Raw genomic sequence first — 19,369 nt, 5'->3', positions numbered from 1 at the left:
CGTCGTCCGCCACCTCCCGGCCGGAGGATCAAGGGCGGGTTCGGCCCGCAGGCCGAGGGTCCGACGACGGACCCTCAGGCCTCGGGAAGTTCGAGCACCGCGAGCACCGGCAGGTGGTCGGTCGCGGCCCGCAGGTCGGCCTCGGTGACACCGGGCAGTCCGTGCGGCACCCCGCAGCCCAGGACGGTGATCCCCGGCGTGGCGAAGACGCCGTCGATCCGCTGGTAAGGGCGCTCGGGCACCGAGGTGTACTCCCCGCCCCAGGGCGCGGTCGGGTACCCGTCCTGCAGCCGGGAGGCCAGCAGCCGCCAGCCCGGCCCGTCCGGGTGCTCGTTGAAGTCCCCTGCCACGACGCCGTGTTCGGTGATACCGAGCTGGTCGAGCAGCAGCTCGAACTGCCCGTACCGCTCCTCGGCGTCGAGGCTCAGGTGGCAGCTGGTCAGGGTGAACGGCGCCGCGCCAGGCAGCCGCAGCAGCGCGGTGGCGAAGCCCCGGGCGTGCAGGCCGCGGGTCTTGGGCAGCAGCCGGTCGTGCACGCCCAGCACCTCCGCCGCTCCGGGTCGGCCGAGCAGCAGCGGCCCGGCGGCGGTGCGGCCGCCGCCGGCCAGGACGACCGTCCCGGTGCTGCGGGCCAGCCCGGCCGCCTGGCCCTCGGGGCGCCAGTAGCGCGGTGACTCCTGGATGCAGACCAGGTCCGGCGCGCAGGCCCGGATCACCCGGGCCAGCGCCCGCCGGTCGTCCCGCAGCGAGCGGACGTTGTAGCTGAGCAGGCGCAGCCGCCGCGGGCCGCCCGGCGGCAACGGTTCGGCCGTCGCGGCGCTCGCCTCGGTCGCGGTCGCCTCGGTCGCGGTCACGGCGGTCGTGGTCGTGGCGGTCATGGCCCTCCCTGTACGTCGTCACCGGGTGCGTCGTCACCGGCTCCGACCGTACGCGGCGGGGGCCGGACGTGCGACGGCGGCGGCGCGTCCGGGATCGGTCGGGGCCCGGTCGCACCGCCGCCGGCGGGCTGGGAGGGGGCGGGGTGCGCCCCGGGGAGGGTGAAAAGGGAGGAAGCGGCTACGCGGGAATGCGGGCGAGGTCCGCCGCGCCGACGATGCCGGCGGCGGAACCCATCGAGGCCAGCACGACCTCGGCACGCGGGCGGTGCACGCCGCCGGTCAGGTAGTGCTCGAAGGCCTTGGCGACCGGGTCGAGCAGCAGACGGCCGGAGTCGGAGACGCCACCGCCGAGCACGAAGACGCCCGGGTCGAACAGCGCGGCGAGGTCGGCCATGCCGCGGCCCAGCCAGTCGGCCAGCTCGGCGTAGCACTCCAGGGCGAGCGGGTCGCCGTCCTCGGCTGCCTCGGTGATGTGGATGCCGCGGATGGTCTCGGCCACGCCGTCGTTGAGCTCCAGCATCCGTCGGCCGCGCACCGGGTCGGCCGCCGCCTTCTCCCGGCCGTAGCGGCGCAGCGCCCGGCCGGAGCCGTACTGCTCCCAGCAGCCCTTGCCGCCGCAGCCGCACTGCAGGCCGTCCGGGACCATGTTGAGGTGGCCGATCTCGCCGGCCACGCCGAAGCGGCCGCGGTGCAGCCGGCCGTCCAGGACGATGCCGCCGCCGATGCCGGTGCCGACGGTGATCAGCACCATGTCCTGGTGGTCGACGGCCGCACCGAAGCGGAACTCGGCCCAGGCGGCGCAGTTGGCGTCGTTCTCGACCACCGTGTCGAGACCGGTGAGCTCCTCGACGCGGCCGCGCAGCGGCTCGTTCTCCCAGTCGATGTTGGGCGCGAAGATCACCGTGGAGCGGTTGCTGTCGACGAAGCCGGGGGCGCCGACGCCGACCGCGGCGACGCCGGGGTGCTGCTCCTTGAGCTCGCGCACGGCCTGCGCGATGGCATCGACCGCCCACTGCGGGTCGGCCGGGGTGGGCACCCTGGTCCGGGCCAGGATCGCGCCCGCCTCGTCGACCACGCCTGCCGCGATCTTGGTCCCGCCGACATCGACGCCGATGGTCAGAGCCATGTGTCCCTCAGCTATTCACTCGTTCCCGCTGGACGGAACGGTACCGCCCAAGTCCGCTCCCGTACACAGCCTCGCATACATTATTCGAAGACAATTCTGGGGCAACCGGGCCGCGACTCTTCAAAAGTCGTATCTAGGCTCCGTCCTCGTGACGCACGAGAGCAACGCGATCACCCTCCGGAAGTTACGGTTTCACTGCTTGGCGGACGGTGCGTCAGTCCCGTCGGACCCGTCCGGCCCGCCGGGCCCGTCGAGGTCGATCTTCTCGGCGGCCGCGCCACGGCCGGCGGTCCAGCGGTTCTCGTGCCCGACCACGGCCGCACGGTAGGCGGCCAGCAGCTCGGCGCCCGCGGCGGCGATCCCGGAGCCGGCGGCGGCGAGGTGGCCGTAGACCTCCGGCTGCTGGGTGCGCAGGCGGTCGGCGAGGCCGGAGAGGGTGATCAGGGTGGTGGCGCTGGTCTCCTGGGCCTTCTCCCCGAGCGCGGTGGCGAACCTGCGCACCTCGTCCACCAGCGGGCCGAGCTCCGGCCCGAACGGGTGAGCCTGACCGTCGGCCTGCGGCCCGGACCGCCCGTCGCCCGCCCCGGCGCCTCCGCCCGCGGCCTCGGCGTGCTCGGCGTGCTCACGAGCCGACCCGGCGCGGTCGCCGACGGGTTCGGTGCGGTCGTCGGTGCTGGTCATCGCGGGCGCCTCCTCAGCCGTGGCCGCACCCCGCGGCCCTCCGGCCCGACGCTACCCGACCGGCCGTACGCCCCGGAAAGGTCGCACGGCCCGTCAGCCCTGCGGCCAGAGCGCGGGGTCGGGCGCGAACCGCACCGAGAGCACGCCGTCCAGCAGCCCGGCCCCGGCCACCGTGCAGCGGCGCAGCGCGGAGGGCAGGGCGAGCACCCGGCGGTGCGCGCCGAGGCCGACCACCAGGTCGTCGCCCCGGCGGACCAGGTCCAGCTCGGCCCGGTCGGCGCCGGGCAGGTCGAGGTGCCAGACCAGCAGGCCGTCCGCGGCGAGCCGGTCCTCGACGGTCCAGGGCGCCGGGTCGAGCCGCTCGGGCCCGGGGCCGTCCCCGTACAGGCGGTCGGCGACGCCCTCCAGGGTGGCGTCGGCCAGGTCGGTGACCAGGACGGGGGCGTCGGTCCCGGCGGCGAGCCCGGCCAGCTCCTCCTGCCGGCGGCGGGCCAGCGCGGCGAGCCAGGGGTCGGGCGAGGAGACGGCGGCCTCGGGCAGGGCGCCGTGCACGACCACGGCGTCCGGCCGGTGCCCGTGCAGCGCGAGCCCGGCCCGGATCCGGCGCAGTTCCTCGTACGGGTGGCCGTCGGCCGGGACGACCAGGCGGACGCTGGTACCGGGGTCGGTGATCGCGGCGCGGGACTCGGCGAGCGCCGCGGCGGCCTTGCCGCGCCCCTCGTACAGCCACTCGGCCGGCATCGGGACCCCGGCCAGTCCGGCCAGCAGCGGTCGCAGTGCCCGGGCGGCCTGCCGCTGCTCGGGGACGAGCCGGTCCAGGTAGCGCGCCAGCTGCTCGGGCAGGGCGAGGGTGGCGATCAGTTCGGCGGGCGGCGGGGCGAGCACCACCAGGACGTCCTGGTCGGCGGCGGGCAGGGCGCGCAGCAGGGCGAGCCGGGCGATGCCGGGGAGGGCGGTGAGTTCCTCGGGGTCGAGCTGTTCGGCGCCGAGCAGGTCGAGGGCGGGCTTGAGCCGGCCGGTGAGCTCGCCGACCGCGTAGCGGAAGGCGGCCTGCTCGTCGATCCGGGAGACGGCCAGGCCCGGCGCGTATTCGAGCGGTTCGGGCTCCAGCCGGGTGCCGAGGACGGCGTCCAGCGTGCGGTGCGGGTCGTCGGCCGCCAGCAGCCAGGTGCGGTGGCCGCGCCGGGCGGCGTGCAGGGCGGTGGCGGCGGCCACCGCGGGCGCGCCCGCGTCGCCGCTGACCAGGATGGTGCGTGTCGCCGTCATGCCGTCGGCCCCCGTTCCGCGGTGTCAGCCCTCGGAGGGCGTCGTGCCGGAGGTGTCCCCGACGCGCTTCTTCAGTCCGGCCAGGGCGCGGTCGATGATGACCTTCTCGGCCTTGCGCTTGATCATGCCCAGCATCGGGATCTTGACGTCCACGGCGAGCTGGTAGGTCACCTCGGTGCGGTTCCCGGCCAGCGGGGCGAGGGTGTAGGAGCCGTCCAGCGAGCGGAGCATCTGGCTGCGGACGAGGGTCCAGCTGACCTCGCGGTCGCCGTCCCAGGTGTAGGCGAGGACGTGCTCGTCGCGGATCGCGCCGGCGTCGAGGAGCAGCCGGACCTGGCTGGCGCGGCCGCCCTCGCCGGTCTCCAGGACCTCGATCTCCTTGACCTCGCCGGTCCAGGCCGGGTAGGCGGCGAAGTCGGCGATCACGGCCATGACCGTGGCCGGGGTCGCGTCGATGGTGATGCTCGACCTGGTGTGCTCCGCCATGGAATGGCCCTCCGCGTCGTCCCTCTGCCTGCCGGTCCGTCCGGGACGCGCTCGGCCCGGTCCGCCCGGAGCAGGCTATCGCGACCGGGGATCCCCTCGGCCGCGCGGGCGGTGCCCTGCGGGCGGCGGCGGGGCATGCTACCGGCCGGTCACCGCATGGCTACCGTAGGGTGCCATTCGAACGACCCGGTCACGGCCTGGTCGGACCCGGCCGGGTGTGACACTTCGAACACCGGGCCCGACCCCCCTGGTCGAAGCTGCCTACCGGGCAGTAACGTCCTGCCGTCCCGCAGCGTCGCGAACGAGGAGCAGTCTTGCTCGACTTCAGCCTTCCGGCCCTCTACCAGGTACCGAGCGGCGGTAACCTCTCCGACCTCGTGCACCAGAACGCCGAGCGGCACCCGGACGTCGCGGTCCTCAGCCGCAAGGTGGACGGCCAGTGGCAGGAGTTGACCGCCGCGCAGTTCCTGGTCGAGGTGCACGCCGCCGCGAAGGGCCTGATCGCCGCCGGCATCCGCCCGGGCGACCGCGTGGGCATCATGTCCCGGACCCGGTACGAGTGGACGCTGCTGGACTTCGCGATCTGGTCGGCCGGTGCCATCACCGTGCCGGTGTACGAGACCTCCTCCGCCGAGCAGGTGGAGTGGATCCTCGGCGACTCCGGCGCGGTCGCCGTGCTCACCGAGACCGACCATCACCACGCGGTGGTCGAAGAGGTCCGCGACCGCCTCCCGGAGCTGAAGCACACCTGGCAGATCGAGCAGGGCGCGATCGCCGCGCTGGCCGAGGCCGGTCGCGAGGTCTCCGACGGGACCGTCGCCGAGTACCGCTCGACCGCCACCTCCGACTCGATCGCGACCATCGTCTACACCTCGGGCACCACCGGCCGCCCGAAGGGCTGTCAGCTGACGCACGGCAACTTCATGGCCGAGTGCGGCAACGTCGTCGAGCGCCTGGCCCCGCTGTTCACCACCGGCGAGAGCTCCGTCCTGCTCTTCCTGCCGCTGGCCCACGTGCTCGGCCGGATCGCCGAGATCTGCCCGGCGATGGCCCCGATGAAGCTCGGACACGTCTCCGACATCAAGGACGTCACCGCCGAGCTGGCCGCCTTCAAGCCGACCCTGATCCTGGGCGTGCCCAGAGTCTTCGAGAAGGTCTACAACACCGCCCGCGCCAAGGCCCAGGCCGACGGCAAGGGCAAGATCTTCGACAAGGCCGCCGAGACCGCGATCGCCTACAGCCGGGCGCTGGACGCCGGCGGCGCGGGCCTGGTCCTGCGGCTCAAGCACGCGGTCTTCGACAAGCTGGTCTACAGCAAGCTGCGCGCCGCCCTCGGCGGCCGGGCCACCCACGCCATCTCCGGCGGCGCCCCGCTCGGCGAGCGCCTGGGCCACTTCTACCGGGGCATCGGCTTCACCGTCCTGGAGGGCTACGGCCTGACGGAGACCTGCGCGGCCACCACCTTCAACCCGTGGGACAAGCCGAAGATCGGTACGGTCGGCCAGCCGGTGCCCGGCGCCTCGGTCAGGATCGCCGAGGACGGCGAGGTGTTCTTCAAGGGCCCGCACGTCTTCACCGGCTACTGGAACAACCCGCAGGCCACCGCCGACACCCTCAAGGACGGCTGGATCGCCACCGGCGACATCGGCTCGCTGGACTCCGAGGGCTACCTGACCATCACCGGCCGCAAGAAGGAGATCATCGTCACGGCCGGCGGCAAGAACGTCGCCCCCGCCGTGATCGAGGACCGGATCCGGGCCCACGCCCTGGTCGGCGAGGTCATGGTGGTCGGCGACCGGAAGCCCTTCATCGCCTGCCTGATCACCATCGACCAGGACTTCTTCCCGAAGTGGAAGGAGCTCAACGGCAAGCCCGCCGACGCCACCGCCGCCGACCTCGCCCAGGACCCCGAGCTGCTGGCCGCCCTGCAGGCCGCGGTGGACGACGGCAACGCGGCGGTCTCGCACGCCGAGGCGGTCAAGAAGTTCCGCGTGCTGGACACCGAGTTCTCCGAGGAGAGCGGCTACCTGACGCCCTCGCTGAAGCTGAAGCGCAACGTCGTCCTCAAGGATTTCGCGGCCGACATCGAGGCCATCTACCGGAAGTGACCGGGTAGCACGACGGGCCCCGCCTCCCGAGAAGGAGGCGGGGCCCGTCGTCGTGTCAGGCCGCCAGCAGCGAGGTCAGCCGCCCGGCCAGCAGGTCCCAGCGCCAGGAGCGCTCCACCCACCGCCGCCCGGCCTCGCCCATCCGCCGGCGCAGCTCCTCGTCACGCAGCAGCCGCACGATCCGCTCGGCCGACGCCGAGGCCGAGCCGCCCGGGACGACGTACCCGGTCTCGCCCTCCAGCACCGCGTCCGGGGCGCCCCCGGAGTCCCCCGCGACCACCGGCAGGCCGGTCGCCGAGGCCTCCAGGTAGACGATGCCCAGGCCCTCGACGTCCAGCCCCCCGCGCCTGGTCCGGCAGGGCATCGCGAAGACGTCCCCGGCCCCGTAGTGGGCGGGCAGCTCCTCCCACGGCACCGAGCCGGTGAAGCGCACCGAGTCACGGACGCCCGTGGCGTCGGCCAGCTTCTCCAGGTCCGCCCGGTACGGGCCGCCGCCGACGATCAGCAGCACCGCGTCCGGCACGTCGGCCAGGATCTGCGGCATCGCCTCGATCAGGGTGTCCTGGCCCTTGCGCGGCACCAGCCGGGAGACGCAGACCACGACCGGCCGGTCCGCCAGCCCGAGCCGGCGGCGGACCTCGGCGCCCCCGGAGCCCGGGTGGAAGGTGGACTCGTCCACGCCCGGCGGCAACTGCACCATCCGGGCCGCGGCCTGCGGCCCGACCGCGGCGGCGATCCGGGAGCGGGTGTACTCGCCCAGGTAGGTCAGCACGTCGGTGCCCGCGCCGATCCGGCGCAGCAACTGCCGGGAGACCGGCAGCTGGGCCCAGGCGGCCTCGTGCCCGTGCGTCATGCCGAGCAGCCGTCCGGCCCCGGCCCGGCGCAGCGTGGGCGCCATCAGGCCGAGCGGGGCGGCGGCGCCGAACCAGACCGAGTCGCACCGCTCGGCGCGCAGGATCTCGGCGGCCCGCCGGGTGACCCGGGGTGTGGGAACCATCACCTTCGTCCGGTCCCGGATCACCGGGAACGGCTGCTCGGCGTCGAAGCGCCGCACCTCGCTGCCGTCGCGCCAGGTCGAGGCGTAGACCACGATGCTTCCTGCGGGCTGACGGACGGCCATGTTGTGCACGAAGGCCTGGATGCCCCCCGGTCGGGGCGGGAAGTCATTGGTGACGATCAAGGTTCTGTGCATCAGGCCACGGCTCGCTCGGTCGGGGGGTGCTCGGTGTACCGCTGGGTGATCCGTACGATAGGTCAACACCATGACCCGCCGGGAACGGAACCGCGCACGGCAACCGTTTGACCCCCGGGTCAGTCCTAGTACCTAGGCCGCTGTGCGACGCGGCCCGGGCGTCCGTCAGTACGACGCCTCCGGTGAGGACGTCCGAGACGAACGAGGGAGCGCAGTGGAATTGGCCCCGGCCACCGAGCCCGGTTCTTCGCGCGGCCGCCTCGGCCGCCCGCTCGGGGCGCTGGCCGCGCTCGGCGCGACCTGGGTGGCCACCCGCACCCTGCTGGTGCTGCTGATCACCGGCGTGCTGAAGTCGCCGGGCGGCGACGTCACCGCCGACGTGTGGATGATCTACCACGCCTGGTACGGCGTGCTGCAGACCGGCACCTTCCCGTTCGACGACGTGACCTGGCAGTACCCGCCGGGCGCCGCCCTGGTGATCCTGCTGCCGGGTCTGCTGCCCTGGTCGTACCTGGTCTCGTTCTGGGTGATCTGCGGGATCGCCGACGCCGCCGCGGCCGCGCTGCTGATCCGTACCGGCCTGCGCCGCGGCCGGGCGCTGACCGGCGCCTGGATGTGGGTGGTGGGCGTCCCGCTGCTCGGCCCGATGATCTACAACCGCTTCGACATGATCGTCACCGCGGTCGCCCTGGCCGGCCTGCTGGCGCTGATCCGTCGCCCGGCGGTCGGCGGGCTGCTGCTGGGCCTGGGCGGCATCGTGAAGGTCTGGCCGCTGCTCGGCCTGATCGGCACCCCCTCCGGCCGCCGGACCCGCCGCTCCTGGACGCTGGCGGGGGCCACCGCCGTCTCCATCGGCTTCCTGCTCGCGGCCGGCATGAACGGCGCCTTCGACTTCCTGGCCTTCCAGAAGGACCGCGGCATCGAGGTCGAGTCGGTCGGCGCGCTGCCGCTGCACTTCGCCCGGATCGCCGGGGGCTGGGACGGCCGGGTCACCATGAACTACGGCTCCCCCGAGATGCTCGGGCCGTGGGTCGGCGTGATCAGCAAGGTCATGATGGCCGGCACCGTGCTGGGCTTCCTCTGGCTGCTGCTGTGGCGCTTCACCTCCAAGCGCCGCAACGCGGCCACCATGTACGACGCGGCGCTGTGCGCGCTGCTGGTCTTCGTGGTGACCAGCCGGGTGATCAGCCCGCAGTACCTGGTCTGGCTGGTCGGCGTCGCGGCGGTCTGCCTGACGGTGCGCGGCACCAGCCAGCGGCCGGTGGCGCTGCTGATCCTGCTCGCCTGCCCGCTCACGCTGGTCGAGTTCCCGACGATGTTCACCCAGATCCTGGCCAGCGACCCGGGCGCCATCACGGTGCTGGCGCTGCGCAACCTGCTGCTGGTGGCCGCCACCGTGCTCTCCTGCGTCCGGCTCTGGCGCTCCACCCGGGGCGAGGCGCCGCTGCCCGCGACCGTGGTGCTGGACCGCGAGCCGGCCGCGCTGCCGGCCGCCGGGTACCCGGTGCGCCCGGGCATCGCGTACGAGCAGGACCTGCTGGACGGCATCGACCACCTGGGCACGCCGGCCGAGCCGCGGCGCTGACGCTGCTGCGGCCCGCCGGCCTCAGTCCTTCAGCGCCGCCACCTCGTCCAGCCAGAGCCGGGTGAAGTCGGCCAGGCCCACGCCCAGTTCGGCGCGCATCAGCCGGTCCGTACGGCGCTCGCGGTCCTCGCCCTGCCCGTCGTCCGCGCCGACCGCCCGGTAGAAGGCGACCAGCCGCTGCGGCCCGTTGCGGCGGGCGATCAGCTCGCAGGCGAGCCAGGACTGCTCGTAGGCCTGGGCGATGCCGGTGGCGCCGGCGGCGAAGTCCCGGTCGGCGGGCAGTTCGGCGGGCAGCCTCCCGGCGGCGACGTCCCGGGCCAGTTCGGGGGCGATCTGCTGCGGGCTGCGGCCGCTGTCGCGGTAGGCGGTCCAGTCGGCGACGCCCTCGGAGAGCCACATCGGGGTCCAGGCCCGGGTGTCGGCCCTGGTCGCGACATGGGTGGCCTCGTGCGTGACGACCACCTGGCGGCCGAAGCCGCTGAGCCGGCCGTACGCCTCGGGGTTGACCAGCACCCGGTCCGCCGGGGTGTTCCGGGGTGCGCCGGGGGCGGCCACGGTGACCGCCGCCATGTCCGCCCAGCCCGCCGGGTCGCCCTCCAGCAGCCGGGCGAACTGCTCCTCGGTGGCGGGCAGTTCGAGCAGCAGCCGGCCGGGCCAGGCGTCGCCCCAGACCTCCTCGACGGCGGGCACCGCGCGGTCGCCCACCACGACCAGCCCGGCCGGGTCAGGGCCGTCGGCCGAAGCGAGCACCAGGCTGTGCGTGCCCGGCGCCGGCCGGACGGCGCCGAAGTCCCAGAGCGCCGGCGGCCCGTCGGCGCTCTCCTCGCGCTCGACCCGCCAGCCGTCCGCGGCCGCGGCCAGTTCGATCCGGCGCGGGTACACCACGGGGTGGTCGTCGTACCCGGCGATCCGCACCGCCAGGTCGGCCGCGGCGGTCAGCCGGTCGGGCCCGCCGCCCGCGGCGAGCACCAGGTTGCGGTACGCCGCCTCGGCCACCGGCAGCCCCGACCGGGCCTCCAGCGTGCGCGCCCGCTCCGCCAGCACCGCCGCCACCGCGGCGCGCCGGTCGGCGACCGCCCCGACCGGTGCCGCCGCCGGGGCGAGCGGCGGCAGCGACAGCTGGGCCAGCCCGCCGACCGCGAGCAGCAGCGCACCCCGCCGGGACAGCGCGCGGCGGGGTACGTGCGCCGGATCGGGTCCGGCGGGGTGCGAAGGGGACGTGCTCAGAGCCGGACCACCCCCGAGACCGGCATGGCGTTGACGCTCTCGTAGCGGACCTTGGCGCCCGGGTAGGGGGCGTGCACGATCACACCGCCGCCGGCGTACATGCCGACGTGGTGCATGTCCCGGTAGAAGATCACCAGGTCTCCCGGTCGCGCCTCGGATAGGTCGATCCGCCGGCCGGCGTACGCCTGGGCCTGCGAGGTGCGCGGCAGGGTCACTCCGGCCTGCCGCCAGCTGTAGTACATCAGACCGGAGCAGTCGAACGCGCGGGGCCCGGTGGCTCCGTAGACGTACGGCGAGCCGATCATGCGCACCGCGGCGGCCAGCGCGGCCGCCCCGCGCTCGGAGGCGGGCGGGGCGGTGCCGAGGTCCAGCCGGTCGGTGCCGCGGGTGGCGCGCTGCTCGGCGTCCCGGGCGTCCTGGGCGGTCATCCTGGCCCGCTCGGCGGCGTCGAGGCCGTTGAGCAGCTTCTGCGCCCTGGCCAGCCGCTGCTGGATCTGCTGCTTGCCGTCGGCGAGCGAGCGACGGGCCTGGTCGAGCTCGGCGAGCTTTCCGGTGGCCTCCGTCCGCCGCTGGTCGAGCCGGCGCTGGCGGGTGACCAGCTCGTGCAGCGTCTCCTGCTGCCGCTGCGACGCCTGGCCCATGGTGCGGGCGCGGGCGAGGTAGCCCTCCGGGTCGGGGGACAGCATCAGCTGGGCGGTCTGGGTCATCCCGCCGCCGCGGTACTCGGCCCCGGCGACGGTCGCCAGGTCGCCGCGCAGCTCGTTGAGCTGGTCCTGGGCGACGGCGATCTCGCCCTGCAGGATCGTGGTCTCCCCCTGGAGCCGGCGCTGGGCCTCCTGTGCGGCGTTGTACTGCTCTGACGCCTGCTCGGCCTCGTCGTAGAGCTGCTCGACCTGCGCCTGGACGTCCTTGCGGTCGGCCGGGTCCGGGCTGCCGGGGGCGGCGTGGGCGCCGCCGCCGGTCGCCACGCCCAGCGCGGTGGTGGCGGCCGCCGTCAGCACCAGTGCACGGGCGAGCAGTTGGGAACGGCGGTGCACAAGCACGGCAGCGGCTCCAATCCTGCGGCGCGGCCCCGCGGCCGCCCGTGGCGGGCGGCCGTCGAGCGGGAGTCCGGTGGCAGACGTTAGCGAGTCCGGGCAAGCGAGTCCAAACCCCTACGGACCCGAATATTTGACCTTCAATCGGACATCAGCCCGAGCAGCCGCCAACGCCGCAGGCCCGGCCTTCCGTGGTGGAAGACCGGGCCTGCGAGGAGCCGAACGGGGTCAGACCCGCACGATGCCGCTCAGCGGCATGTTGGTGACGGCCTCGTAGCGGACCGACGCACCCGGCTTGGGGGCGTGCAGCACCTGGCCGTTGCCGGCGTAGATGCCGACATGGTGGGCGTCCCCGTAGAAGATCAGCAGGTCGCCGGGCTGGGCCTGGGACAGGTCGGTGCCGATCCGGGTGCCGGCGTGGGCCTGCTCCTGCGAGGTGCGCGGCAGCGACACGCCGACCTGGTTGAACGCCCAGACCATCAGGCCGGAGCAGTCGAAGGAGCTCGGGCCGGTGGCGCCCCACACGTACGGGCTGCCGACCTTGGAGGCGGCGGCGGAGAGCGCGGCGGCACCGCGCGAGCTGCCCGGGGCCGGGAGCTTGCCGGCCGGCGTGGACGACGGCGTGGAGAGGTCGGTGCGGCTGTTGTCGCGCGAGGCGCGGTCGGCGTTCTGCTGCGCCTTCGCGGCGGCGTCGGCCTGGGCCTTGGCGTCGGCGGCGGCCTTCTCCTCGGCCGCGCGCAGCGCCTGGCGCTCCTGCTCGGTCAGGGTGTTGAGCAGGTCCTGGGCGGCCTTCAGCTTGGCCTGGACCTCGTCCTTGGAGGCCTTCAGCTGCTGGGTGGTCGACTCCAGTTCGGCGAGCTTGCCCTGGGCCTCGGTGCGGTCCTGGTCGAGCTTGCGCTGCTGCTCCTGGAGCTGCTTCAGCTGGTTCTTCTGGGTGTCACCGGCCTGGTTCAGCGCACCGGCCTGGTTGAGGAAGTTGTCCGGGCTGGACGAGAACATCAGCTGGACGGTCGGGGATATGCCGCCGTTGCGGTACTGCTCCCCGGCGATCTCGGCGAGTCCGCCCTGCAGCTCGGTCACCTGGGCCTGCTGACGGGCCACCTGGTCCTGCAGGCCGGAGACCTGCTTCTCCAGGGTCTGCTGCTTCTCCTGGGCGGCGTTGTACTGCTCGGTCGCCACCTCGGCCTGCTCGTTGAGCTGGTCGACCTGCTCCTTGACCTGGTCCTTGGTCGGCTGCGGGTCGGCGTGGGCGCCGGACTGCGCGGAGAGGGCGACGGCAGCGGCGGCGACACCGGTCAGGATCGAGACCCGGGCGCGACTTGCTGGCTTGGGACGACGATGGGACGCCACGAAGGCGGGCTCCTTCTTCCTACGTCCGCCTACCGGGTGAGCTGACGGGTTCGGGCCGGAAGCATGCCCTACGACGCCTCACGGCCGTTCCAGCGGCCGACCTGGCGCCGATTCACCCCGGAGGAACGTGGTTCCCCGGCTCCGCTCCGCAGCGCCCCCGACCACTGGGCTCCCCTGTCGGGCAGTCGCTTCGACCTGCCCCGCTGCCTCGCGAACTCGGCGGTAACCACCGCCGCCACCCTGGCTGGGTGATCGACAGTGCGGTGGTTCGAAGCACGACCCTAGTAACTGAACCGTGATCGGTTCAAATCCTTGTCAGAAAAAAGACGGAAGATTACCCAAGTTCTTTTGTGAAAATGACCGATGGTGATCACGACCGTACGCAAGGCTGATCAGGTCTCACCCGCCGCTCGCGAAACGGTCGAAAACCCGAACGCCACCCCGTCGGAGGTGGCGCGGATCACAGGGGCCCGGACGGGGCCCCCGGAGGGTGTCGGGCCGTCAGACCCGGCGGATGGTGTTGATCGGCATCGCGTCGGCCTTCATCACCTTCACCACGTCACCGGTGTGCGGCGCGTGGACCACCATGCCGTTGCCGATGTACATCCCGACGTGGTGCATGTCGCCGCCGTAGATGACCAGGTCGCCGGGCTGGGCCGCGGCCAGTCCGGGCACCGCGGTGCCGTAGTGGCCCTGCTCCTGCGAGGTGCGCGGCAGCGAGACGCCGGCCTGGCCGTACGCCCAGAGCATCAGGCCGGAGCAGTCGAAGGTGCTCGGACCGGTGGCGCCCCACACGTACGGCGAGCCCTGCTTGCTCATCGCCTTGGCGACGGCCACCGCGGCGTACCCGCTGGCCGGCGGCAGGTTGCTCAGGTCGACCCGGTCGCTGCCGCGCGAGGCCCGGTCGTCCTGCGCCTGCTGGGCCTTCAGCGCGGTGCGCTCGGCGGCGCTGAGCGAGTTCAGCAGGTCCTGGGCGGCCTGCAGCTTGGTGTTGACGTCCGCCTTGGCCTGGTTCAGGTCCTTGGTGGTGCTGTCCAGCGAGGCCAGCACGGCGGCCGCCTCGGTCTTCTCCTGGTCCAGCCGGCGCTGCTCGTCCAGCAGCGACTTGAGCGCCTCGGCCTGGGTGGTGCTGGCCTGCTGGACCGTCGAGGCCTTCTCCAGGTAGCCCGACGGGTCGGAGGAGAGCATCAGCTGGACGGACGGGTCGATGCCGCCGCTGCGGTACTGGTCGCCGGCCACCTCGGCCAGGCCGCCCTGCAGCTGGGTCATCTGCTCCTGGCCGCGGGCCACCTGGTCCTGCAGCTGGTCGGCCTGCTTGCGCAGTTGGTCGGCCCGCTCCTTGGCGCCGTTGTACTTCTCGGCCGCCTGCTCCTGCTCCTCCTGGAGCTGGTCGATCTGCGCCTTGACGTCCGTTTTGTTCGGCTGCGGCGCGGCGTGCGCGGCCACCTGGGCGGAGAGGGCGACCGCGGTCGCAGCGGCAGCGGTGAGCACGGAGATCCGCGCGCGGCTCGGCTGCTTGGGACGGCGGTGGGAGGCCAAGGGACCGGCTCCTTCTTCCAACGGACTCACCCGATCGGATGAGGAACCGGAAAATAGGTTTGACGCCAGACCCTAGTGCGGATCTATCCGCTTTGCCACTCCCCCGAAGGCGTGAACCCCGTTCACCACACCGGCTTCACCGCACCCGCACACGGTCGTGGACGCGGCGCTGACCAGGTGTCATCCTAGCGGGCCGACGCTCAGGGCCGCGCCAGCCGGTTCAGCAGCAGCACCGACGCCACCGGGCGCGCGCCCGCCTTCCGCACGCCCTCCGCGACCTCCCGGTCGGCGGAGACCACCACCACCGGACGGCCCTGCGGCTCGGCCCGCACCAGACGGCGGATCAGCTCGTCCGCGGTCTCTCCGGTCCGGCTGAACCGCACCCGGACCCCGCGCGGCGGCGCCATGATCACCGGAACGTCCAGATCCTGGCCGTCGAACACACAGGTGACCTCCGCCTGGGTGCGCTGGGCCAGCATCGCCAGCCCGCCCAGCAGCCGGATCCGCTGCTGCTCCAGCGGCAGCGTCGGATAGCCGGTCTTGGTCACGTTGTAGCCGTCCACCACCAGGTGCACCTGCGGAATCGCCAGCAGCTGGTCCAGCAGCGCCGGGTCGTCCTCGGCCAGCCCGCGCCGCGCCACGTCGTGCGGCGAGGCCGCGCCCGGCACCACCGCCTCCACCAGGTCCGCCGGGCGGATCTGGGCGACCGGCAGCGCCAGCTCCCGCTGCAGACCCTGGGCCGACTGCAGCACGGTGTCCAGCAGCAGCCGCAGCCGCATGTCCTCGACGCTGCGCCCCTCGCGGGCCGACCGGCGGCCCTGCTCGGCGGCGTTCTCCAGCTCCGAGAGCCGGTGCTTGAGCCGCCGCGCCTCGGTCTCGGCCGCGCTGCGCTCGGCAGCGCCCTGGGCCCTCACCGCCTCCAGTTCCCCGGCCACCCGACGCGTCTCGGCCTGCGCCCGGCGGGTGTCGCTCTCCAGCGACCGCACCTTCTTGCGCAGCGACTCGGCCTCCCGCCGGACGCCCTCGAACTCCACGCGCTGCCGGTCCAGGTCCGCCCGCGCGGTGGCCCGCACCTCGGCCAGCTCGGCCTGCAGCTTCTCCACCAGCCGGGTCGCCTCCGCGGCCGCGTCCTCGGCGCCGGCCCGCTCGGCCTCCTCGCCGGCCTCGGCGACCAGCCGGCTCCAGCCCGCCGAGCGCACCAGGTAGGCGGCGGCCGCGACGTCCATCGGATCGGCGGCGCCGGGGACGCTGCCCGACTCCAGCGCCCTCACCAGGTCCGGCTGTCCCAGCCGCAGCCGCTCCGCTATCCGCACCCGGAAGGCCGGCTCCGCCTCCAGCGCGGCCGCCAGCGCGGTGGCCGCGTACTTGGCGCGCCGCGCGGGGGTGAACTTCACGTACTGACGCAGGCTCTGCGGGAGTTCGCCCGGCGGCAGTCCGCCCAGCGCGTCCGAGGCCAGCCCGACCACCCGTCGGCGCACTCCCTCGGGCAGCGGCCGGTCCAGCTTCTCGGCGCCGCGCTCCGACGCGGCCCCGGAGGCGTCGGAGGACTCGGCCGGGTCTGCCGGGTCTGCCGGGTCGGACGAAGCGGTCTGCGCCCCGACGGCATCGGGTCCGCCGGCCGCCGCGTCGACGGCTCCGGACGCAGCGCCCTCCGCCGGTCCCGTCCCGGCGTCCGGCACCTGCGCCTGCGCAGCGGGCCGAAGCCCCTGCGCTTCGCCGGGCTCCTTCGCTGCGTCCACCACGTCCTCGGCTCCGATCCTGTTCTCCGGCGGGGTACGGCCGCGACCCCCCGTCGTCACGCCCCGTGCGTCTTGTTCCGTATTGTCCGGTGTGGGGGGGGGGGGGGGGGGGGGGCCCCGCCCCCCCCCCCCCCCCCCCCCCCACACCCGCGGGCATCAGCCCTGCTCGGCCGGGGCCTCCGCGCCCTCGGCACCCGGACGGGCCACCAGCTCGACCTGGTCGACGGCGTTGCACCAGCGGCAGCGCACCGACTCGACGGTCTCGCTCAGCACCTCGGTCTCCTCGACCTTGGAGTCGCCGGCCAGGTCGAAGTGCAGGAACTCGGTCACCCGCGCGGTGCGGGTCACGTCGAACCGGGTGAGGTTTCCGCACAGGGTGCAGCGCCAGCGCGTCTCGGCAGTCAGGGCGGGGACGGTCATCGGGGGTCCTCTCGGGTGGTCCCTGCGTGGGCTAGGCGCTCCCCCCGGAGCCCCGGCGTCGGCGGCGGGAGGCGGGAATGCCCGCCCCAAGCCTATTGCCTGGGGCAACCATCGCGACCACCGGTCAGCGGAATAGCGGGGCTAGTCCACCTGCCGTAAACCGCCGTGTCACCTGCGGCGCCCGGAGGGATGCTGGCCGCATGGCGCTCGCGGCCCCCGACCACACCGCCGCGCGGGGCGGCCGGCCGGAGGTGGCCGCCCCGGCGGTCACCTACGCGCTGATCGCGGTCAACACCCTGGTCTTCCTCCTCGGCCCGGCCGCCGGGCTCAATCCGCTGTACGGCACCGGCCCGGCCCGGGTCTGCGCGGAGCAGCGGTACGAGCAGCGCTGGGGCGCCGTGCCGGCCGAACTGCTGACCGGGCGGCCGCTCACCGCCGAACAGCTGACCGAGGCCCCCGACCCGGTCCCCGGCTGCCCGGCCGCCCCGACCCCGGGCAAGCACCCGGCCCTGTCCGCCCTCACCGGCCTCTTCCTGCACGCCGGCTGGCTGCACCTGCTGGGCAACCTGCTCTTCCTGCACGTCTTCGGCCCCACCGTCGAGCGGCGGCTGGGCCGGGCCCGGTACGCCGTCTTCTACCTGGCCGCCGGCAGCCTGGCCACGTACGGCTTCGCGCTCGCGGAGGCGCACTCGCCGGACTGCACGCGGGTGCTCATCGGAGCCTCCGGCGCGATCTCCGCCGTCCTGGGCGCCTACCTGCGCTTCCACCCGCGCGCCCGGGTGACCACCCTCGTCCCGCTGCTGTTCTTCCTGCCGCTGCGCTTCCCGGCCTGGCTGGTGCTCGGCCTCTGGTTCGCGCTGCAGTGGTGGTCGGTGCACTCGGCGGGCCCGGGGGTGGCCTACCTGGTCCACGTGATCGGTTTCTCGGCCGGCTTCCTCTACACCTGCACGGTGGTCCGCCACCCCCCGAGACGGCCCGGCTGACGCCCGATACGCTGGCGGCACCCCACAAAGGAGCGCGAACAGTGATCACCGCCATCGTCCTGATCAAGACCAGTGTCGACCGCATCCCGGAGATCGCCGAGGCCATCGCTTCCATCGAGGGCGTCAGCGAGGTGTACTCGGTGACCGGTGGATACGACCTGGTGGCGATGGTCCGGGTGCGCCGCCACGACGACCTGGCCGAGGTCATCCCGGGCCGGCTCAACAAGGTCCCCGGCGTGGCCCACACCGAGACCCAGATCGCCTTCCGCACCTACTCCCAGCACGACCTGGAGGCGGCCTTCGCCCTCGGCCTGGACGAGTAGCGGGGCCCCCGGGCTCAGCCCTCCCGACGCGCGCGGGCTCAGCCCTCCCGGCGGGTGTCCGCGACGCAACGCCCGCCCTCGTTGCGGTAGTTCCACGCCGCGCCGTCCGTGACCAGCTCGCGGACGGCGGTGAGGAAGCGGTCGATGTGCTCGTCCGGGGTCCCGGCGCCGAAGCTGACCCGGATGGCGTTCAGGCTGCGCTCGCCCGGCAGCGAGGGGTCCGGAGCGCCGCAGCTGGACTCGACGGCGGTGGCCTCGTCGTCCAGCAGGGTCCGCACCAGCGGGTGGGCGCAGAAGAGGCCGTCGCGCACCCCGATGCCGTACTCGGCGGACAGCGCGGCCGAGAAGTGCGAGCTGTTCCAGCCCCGGACGACGAAGGACAGCACGCCCACCCGGGCCGAGCCGGCGCCGAACAGGTTCAGCACCTTGACCTGCGGGACCTCCGCCAGCCCGGCGGTCAGCCGGTCGACCAGCTGCCGCTCACGGGCCTCCAGGGCGTCGAAGCCGGCCTCGCCCAGGGCGCGGCAGGCCGAGGCGATCGCGTAGGCGCCGATGACGTTCGGCGAGCCGGCCTCGTGCCGGGCCGGGCCGGTCTGCCACTGCACGGCCACCGAGCCGTCCGTCTCCCGGGCCACCGTGCGGGTCGCCCCGCCGCCGGCCAGGTACGGCTCGGCCGCGTCCAGCCAGTCCGCCCGGCCGGCCAGCACCCCGGCGCCGAACGGCGCGTAGATCTTGTGGCCGGAGAAGGCGATCCAGTCGACGTCCAGCTCGCGCACCGAGACCCGGTGGTGCGGGGCCAGCTGGGCCGCGTCCAGCACCACCCGGGCGCCGTGCCGGTGCGCCGTCCCGGTCAGCTCGGCGACTGGCCACAGCTCGCCGGTCACGTTGGAGGCGCCGGTGACGCAGAGCAGCTTGGGGCCCTCGGGCGCCTCGGCGAGCGCGGCGTCCAGGGCGGCCACCGCCTCGGCCCGGGAGCGCGGCGCGCGCAGGTAGGTCACGTCCAGTCCGGCGTGCGCCCAGGGCAGCAGCGAGGCGTGGTGCTCGGTCTCGAAGGCGAACACCCGGGTGCCGGCCGGAACGGCGGCGGCCAGCAGGTTGAGCGAGTCGGTGGTGGCCCGGGTGAAAACGACCTGGTCGCCCTCGCGCAGGTCGAGGAACTCGGCGACGGTGCGGCGGCTCTGCTCGAAGAGGTCGGTGGACAGCTGCGAGAGGTACCCGGCGCCGCGGTGCACGCTGCCGTAGTACGGCGCGTAGGCCGCGACGTCGTCCCAGACCCGCTGCAGTGCCGGCGCGCTGGCCGCGTAGTCGAGCGCCGCGTAGCCGACCTTCTCACCGCTGGCGAGCGGGACCTGGACGTCGGAGCCGAGCACGGCGAGCGGGGCGGTGGTCTCGGTGGCGAGAGAGGACATGAGGATGCACTCCTTCAGGG

General features: G+C 74.1%; 17 protein-coding genes and 1 riboswitch. Of the genes, 4 read left to right on the top strand and 13 right to left on the bottom strand.

Features of this window, described 5'->3' with window-relative positions:
* Window positions 1–74: 74 nt before the first annotated feature.
* From ACIRST_RS13550 to ACIRST_RS13530, 5 genes are all read right to left on the bottom strand, one after another.
* On the bottom strand, window positions 75–878 hold the full coding sequence (locus tag ACIRST_RS13550) for an endonuclease/exonuclease/phosphatase family protein (RefSeq protein WP_402802390.1): 804 nt from the start codon (window positions 876–878) through the stop codon (window positions 75–77).
* 178 nt (window positions 879–1,056) lie between these two features.
* Entirely contained in the window at window positions 1,057–2,004 is a 948-nt protein-coding gene (locus ACIRST_RS13545) for an ROK family glucokinase (RefSeq protein WP_350522528.1), read from the bottom strand.
* A gap of 192 nt (window positions 2,005–2,196) precedes the next feature.
* Complete coding sequence (locus ACIRST_RS13540; protein WP_402802389.1) at window positions 2,197–2,685, bottom strand: DUF5304 family protein; 489 nt, start codon at window positions 2,683–2,685, stop codon at window positions 2,197–2,199.
* Between the two features lie 93 nt (window positions 2,686–2,778).
* Window positions 2,779–3,951 (bottom strand): ArsA-related P-loop ATPase, encoded by a 1,173-nt coding sequence (locus ACIRST_RS13535; RefSeq protein ID WP_350522530.1) that lies wholly within the window; start codon window positions 3,949–3,951, stop codon window positions 2,779–2,781.
* Window positions 3,952–3,975: 24 nt separating this feature from the next.
* Window positions 3,976–4,437, bottom strand: coding sequence for an SRPBCC family protein (locus ACIRST_RS13530; protein WP_350522531.1), 462 nt, complete (start codon window positions 4,435–4,437; stop codon window positions 3,976–3,978).
* A gap of 314 nt (window positions 4,438–4,751) precedes the next feature.
* Here ACIRST_RS13530 and ACIRST_RS13525 point away from each other — a divergent pair, with 314 nt between their 5' ends.
* Window positions 4,752–6,545, top strand: coding sequence for an AMP-dependent synthetase/ligase (locus ACIRST_RS13525; protein ID WP_350522532.1), 1,794 nt, complete (start codon window positions 4,752–4,754; stop codon window positions 6,543–6,545).
* A 55-nt stretch (window positions 6,546–6,600) separates the two neighbouring features.
* Here the strand turns inward: ACIRST_RS13525 and ACIRST_RS13520 are convergent, their stop codons facing one another.
* Window positions 6,601–7,737 (bottom strand): glycosyltransferase family 4 protein, encoded by a 1,137-nt coding sequence (locus ACIRST_RS13520; protein WP_350522533.1) that lies wholly within the window; start codon window positions 7,735–7,737, stop codon window positions 6,601–6,603.
* 214 nt (window positions 7,738–7,951) lie between these two features.
* Here ACIRST_RS13520 and ACIRST_RS13515 point away from each other — a divergent pair, with 214 nt between their 5' ends.
* Window positions 7,952–9,322: a glycosyltransferase 87 family protein gene (locus ACIRST_RS13515; protein WP_402802388.1), complete on the top strand. Its 1,371-nt coding sequence runs from the start codon at window positions 7,952–7,954 to the stop codon at window positions 9,320–9,322.
* A 21-nt stretch (window positions 9,323–9,343) separates the two neighbouring features.
* On the opposite strand, the gene ACIRST_RS13510 is transcribed toward ACIRST_RS13515, so the two are convergent.
* From ACIRST_RS13510 to ACIRST_RS13485, 6 genes are all read right to left on the bottom strand, one after another.
* Window positions 9,344–10,366, bottom strand: a complete 1,023-nt coding sequence (locus ACIRST_RS13510; protein ID WP_402802387.1) for a hypothetical protein — start codon at window positions 10,364–10,366, stop codon at window positions 9,344–9,346.
* A gap of 179 nt (window positions 10,367–10,545) precedes the next feature.
* Window positions 10,546–11,592 (bottom strand): NlpC/P60 family protein, encoded by a 1,047-nt coding sequence (locus tag ACIRST_RS13505; protein WP_350522536.1) that lies wholly within the window; start codon window positions 11,590–11,592, stop codon window positions 10,546–10,548.
* A 222-nt stretch (window positions 11,593–11,814) separates the two neighbouring features.
* Complete coding sequence (locus tag ACIRST_RS13500) at window positions 11,815–12,936, bottom strand: NlpC/P60 family protein (RefSeq protein ID WP_350522537.1); 1,122 nt, start codon at window positions 12,934–12,936, stop codon at window positions 11,815–11,817.
* Between the two features lie 10 nt (window positions 12,937–12,946).
* A riboswitch (cyclic di-AMP (ydaO/yuaA leader) is annotated at window positions 12,947–13,100 on the bottom strand.
* A gap of 337 nt (window positions 13,101–13,437) precedes the next feature.
* Window positions 13,438–14,475, bottom strand: coding sequence for an NlpC/P60 family protein (locus ACIRST_RS13495; protein WP_402802386.1), 1,038 nt, complete (start codon window positions 14,473–14,475; stop codon window positions 13,438–13,440).
* Between the two features lie 200 nt (window positions 14,476–14,675).
* Window positions 14,676–15,977 carry an NYN domain-containing protein gene (locus ACIRST_RS13490; RefSeq protein ID WP_350522607.1) on the bottom strand — a complete coding sequence of 434 codons (1,302 nt, stop codon included), beginning with the start codon at window positions 15,975–15,977 and terminating at the stop codon, window positions 14,676–14,678.
* A 393-nt stretch (window positions 15,978–16,370) separates the two neighbouring features.
* On the bottom strand, window positions 16,371–16,634 hold the full coding sequence (locus tag ACIRST_RS13485; RefSeq protein WP_350522539.1) for a hypothetical protein: 264 nt from the start codon (window positions 16,632–16,634) through the stop codon (window positions 16,371–16,373).
* Between the two features lie 200 nt (window positions 16,635–16,834).
* Here ACIRST_RS13485 and ACIRST_RS13480 point away from each other — a divergent pair, with 200 nt between their 5' ends.
* Window positions 16,835–17,617, top strand: coding sequence for a rhomboid family intramembrane serine protease (locus ACIRST_RS13480; RefSeq protein WP_396547667.1), 783 nt, complete (start codon window positions 16,835–16,837; stop codon window positions 17,615–17,617).
* A gap of 41 nt (window positions 17,618–17,658) precedes the next feature.
* Window positions 17,659–17,940 (top strand): Lrp/AsnC family transcriptional regulator, encoded by a 282-nt coding sequence (locus ACIRST_RS13475; RefSeq protein ID WP_189915153.1) that lies wholly within the window; start codon window positions 17,659–17,661, stop codon window positions 17,938–17,940.
* 38 nt (window positions 17,941–17,978) lie between these two features.
* Here ACIRST_RS13475 and ACIRST_RS13470 read toward each other — a convergent pair whose 3' ends face one another.
* Entirely contained in the window at window positions 17,979–19,349 is a 1,371-nt protein-coding gene (locus ACIRST_RS13470) for an aminotransferase class V-fold PLP-dependent enzyme (RefSeq protein WP_402802384.1), read from the bottom strand.
* Window positions 19,350–19,369 lie beyond the last annotated feature (20 nt).

This window comes from Kitasatospora sp. NPDC101447 (assembly GCF_044767225.1).
In the GTDB taxonomy this organism is placed as follows: domain Bacteria; phylum Actinomycetota; class Actinomycetes; order Streptomycetales; family Streptomycetaceae; genus Kitasatospora.
This window is presented reverse-complemented; position numbering and strand designations above follow the sequence as displayed.

Bases quoted from the DNA above. Each gene is read 5' to 3' on its own strand.
- ACIRST_RS13550 (WP_402802390.1), bottom strand. From the start codon at position 878: ATGACCGCCACGACCACGACCGCCGTGACCGCGACCGAGGCGACCGCG.
- ACIRST_RS13545 (WP_350522528.1), bottom strand. From the start codon at position 2,004: ATGGCTCTGACCATCGGCGTCGATGTCGGCGGGACCAAGATCGCGGCA.
- ACIRST_RS13540 (WP_402802389.1), bottom strand. From the start codon at position 2,685: ATGACCAGCACCGACGACCGCACCGAACCCGTCGGCGACCGCGCCGGG.
- ACIRST_RS13535 (WP_350522530.1), bottom strand. From the start codon at position 3,951: ATGACGGCGACACGCACCATCCTGGTCAGCGGCGACGCGGGCGCGCCC.
- ACIRST_RS13530 (WP_350522531.1), bottom strand. From the start codon at position 4,437: ATGGCGGAGCACACCAGGTCGAGCATCACCATCGACGCGACCCCGGCC.
- ACIRST_RS13520 (WP_350522533.1), bottom strand. From the start codon at position 7,737: ATGCACAGAACCTTGATCGTCACCAATGACTTCCCGCCCCGACCGGGG.
- ACIRST_RS13485 (WP_350522539.1), bottom strand. From the start codon at position 16,634: ATGACCGTCCCCGCCCTGACTGCCGAGACGCGCTGGCGCTGCACCCTG.
- ACIRST_RS13480 (WP_396547667.1), top strand. From the start codon at position 16,835: ATGGCGCTCGCGGCCCCCGACCACACCGCCGCGCGGGGCGGCCGGCCG.
- ACIRST_RS13470 (WP_402802384.1), bottom strand. From the start codon at position 19,349: ATGTCCTCTCTCGCCACCGAGACCACCGCCCCGCTCGCCGTGCTCGGC.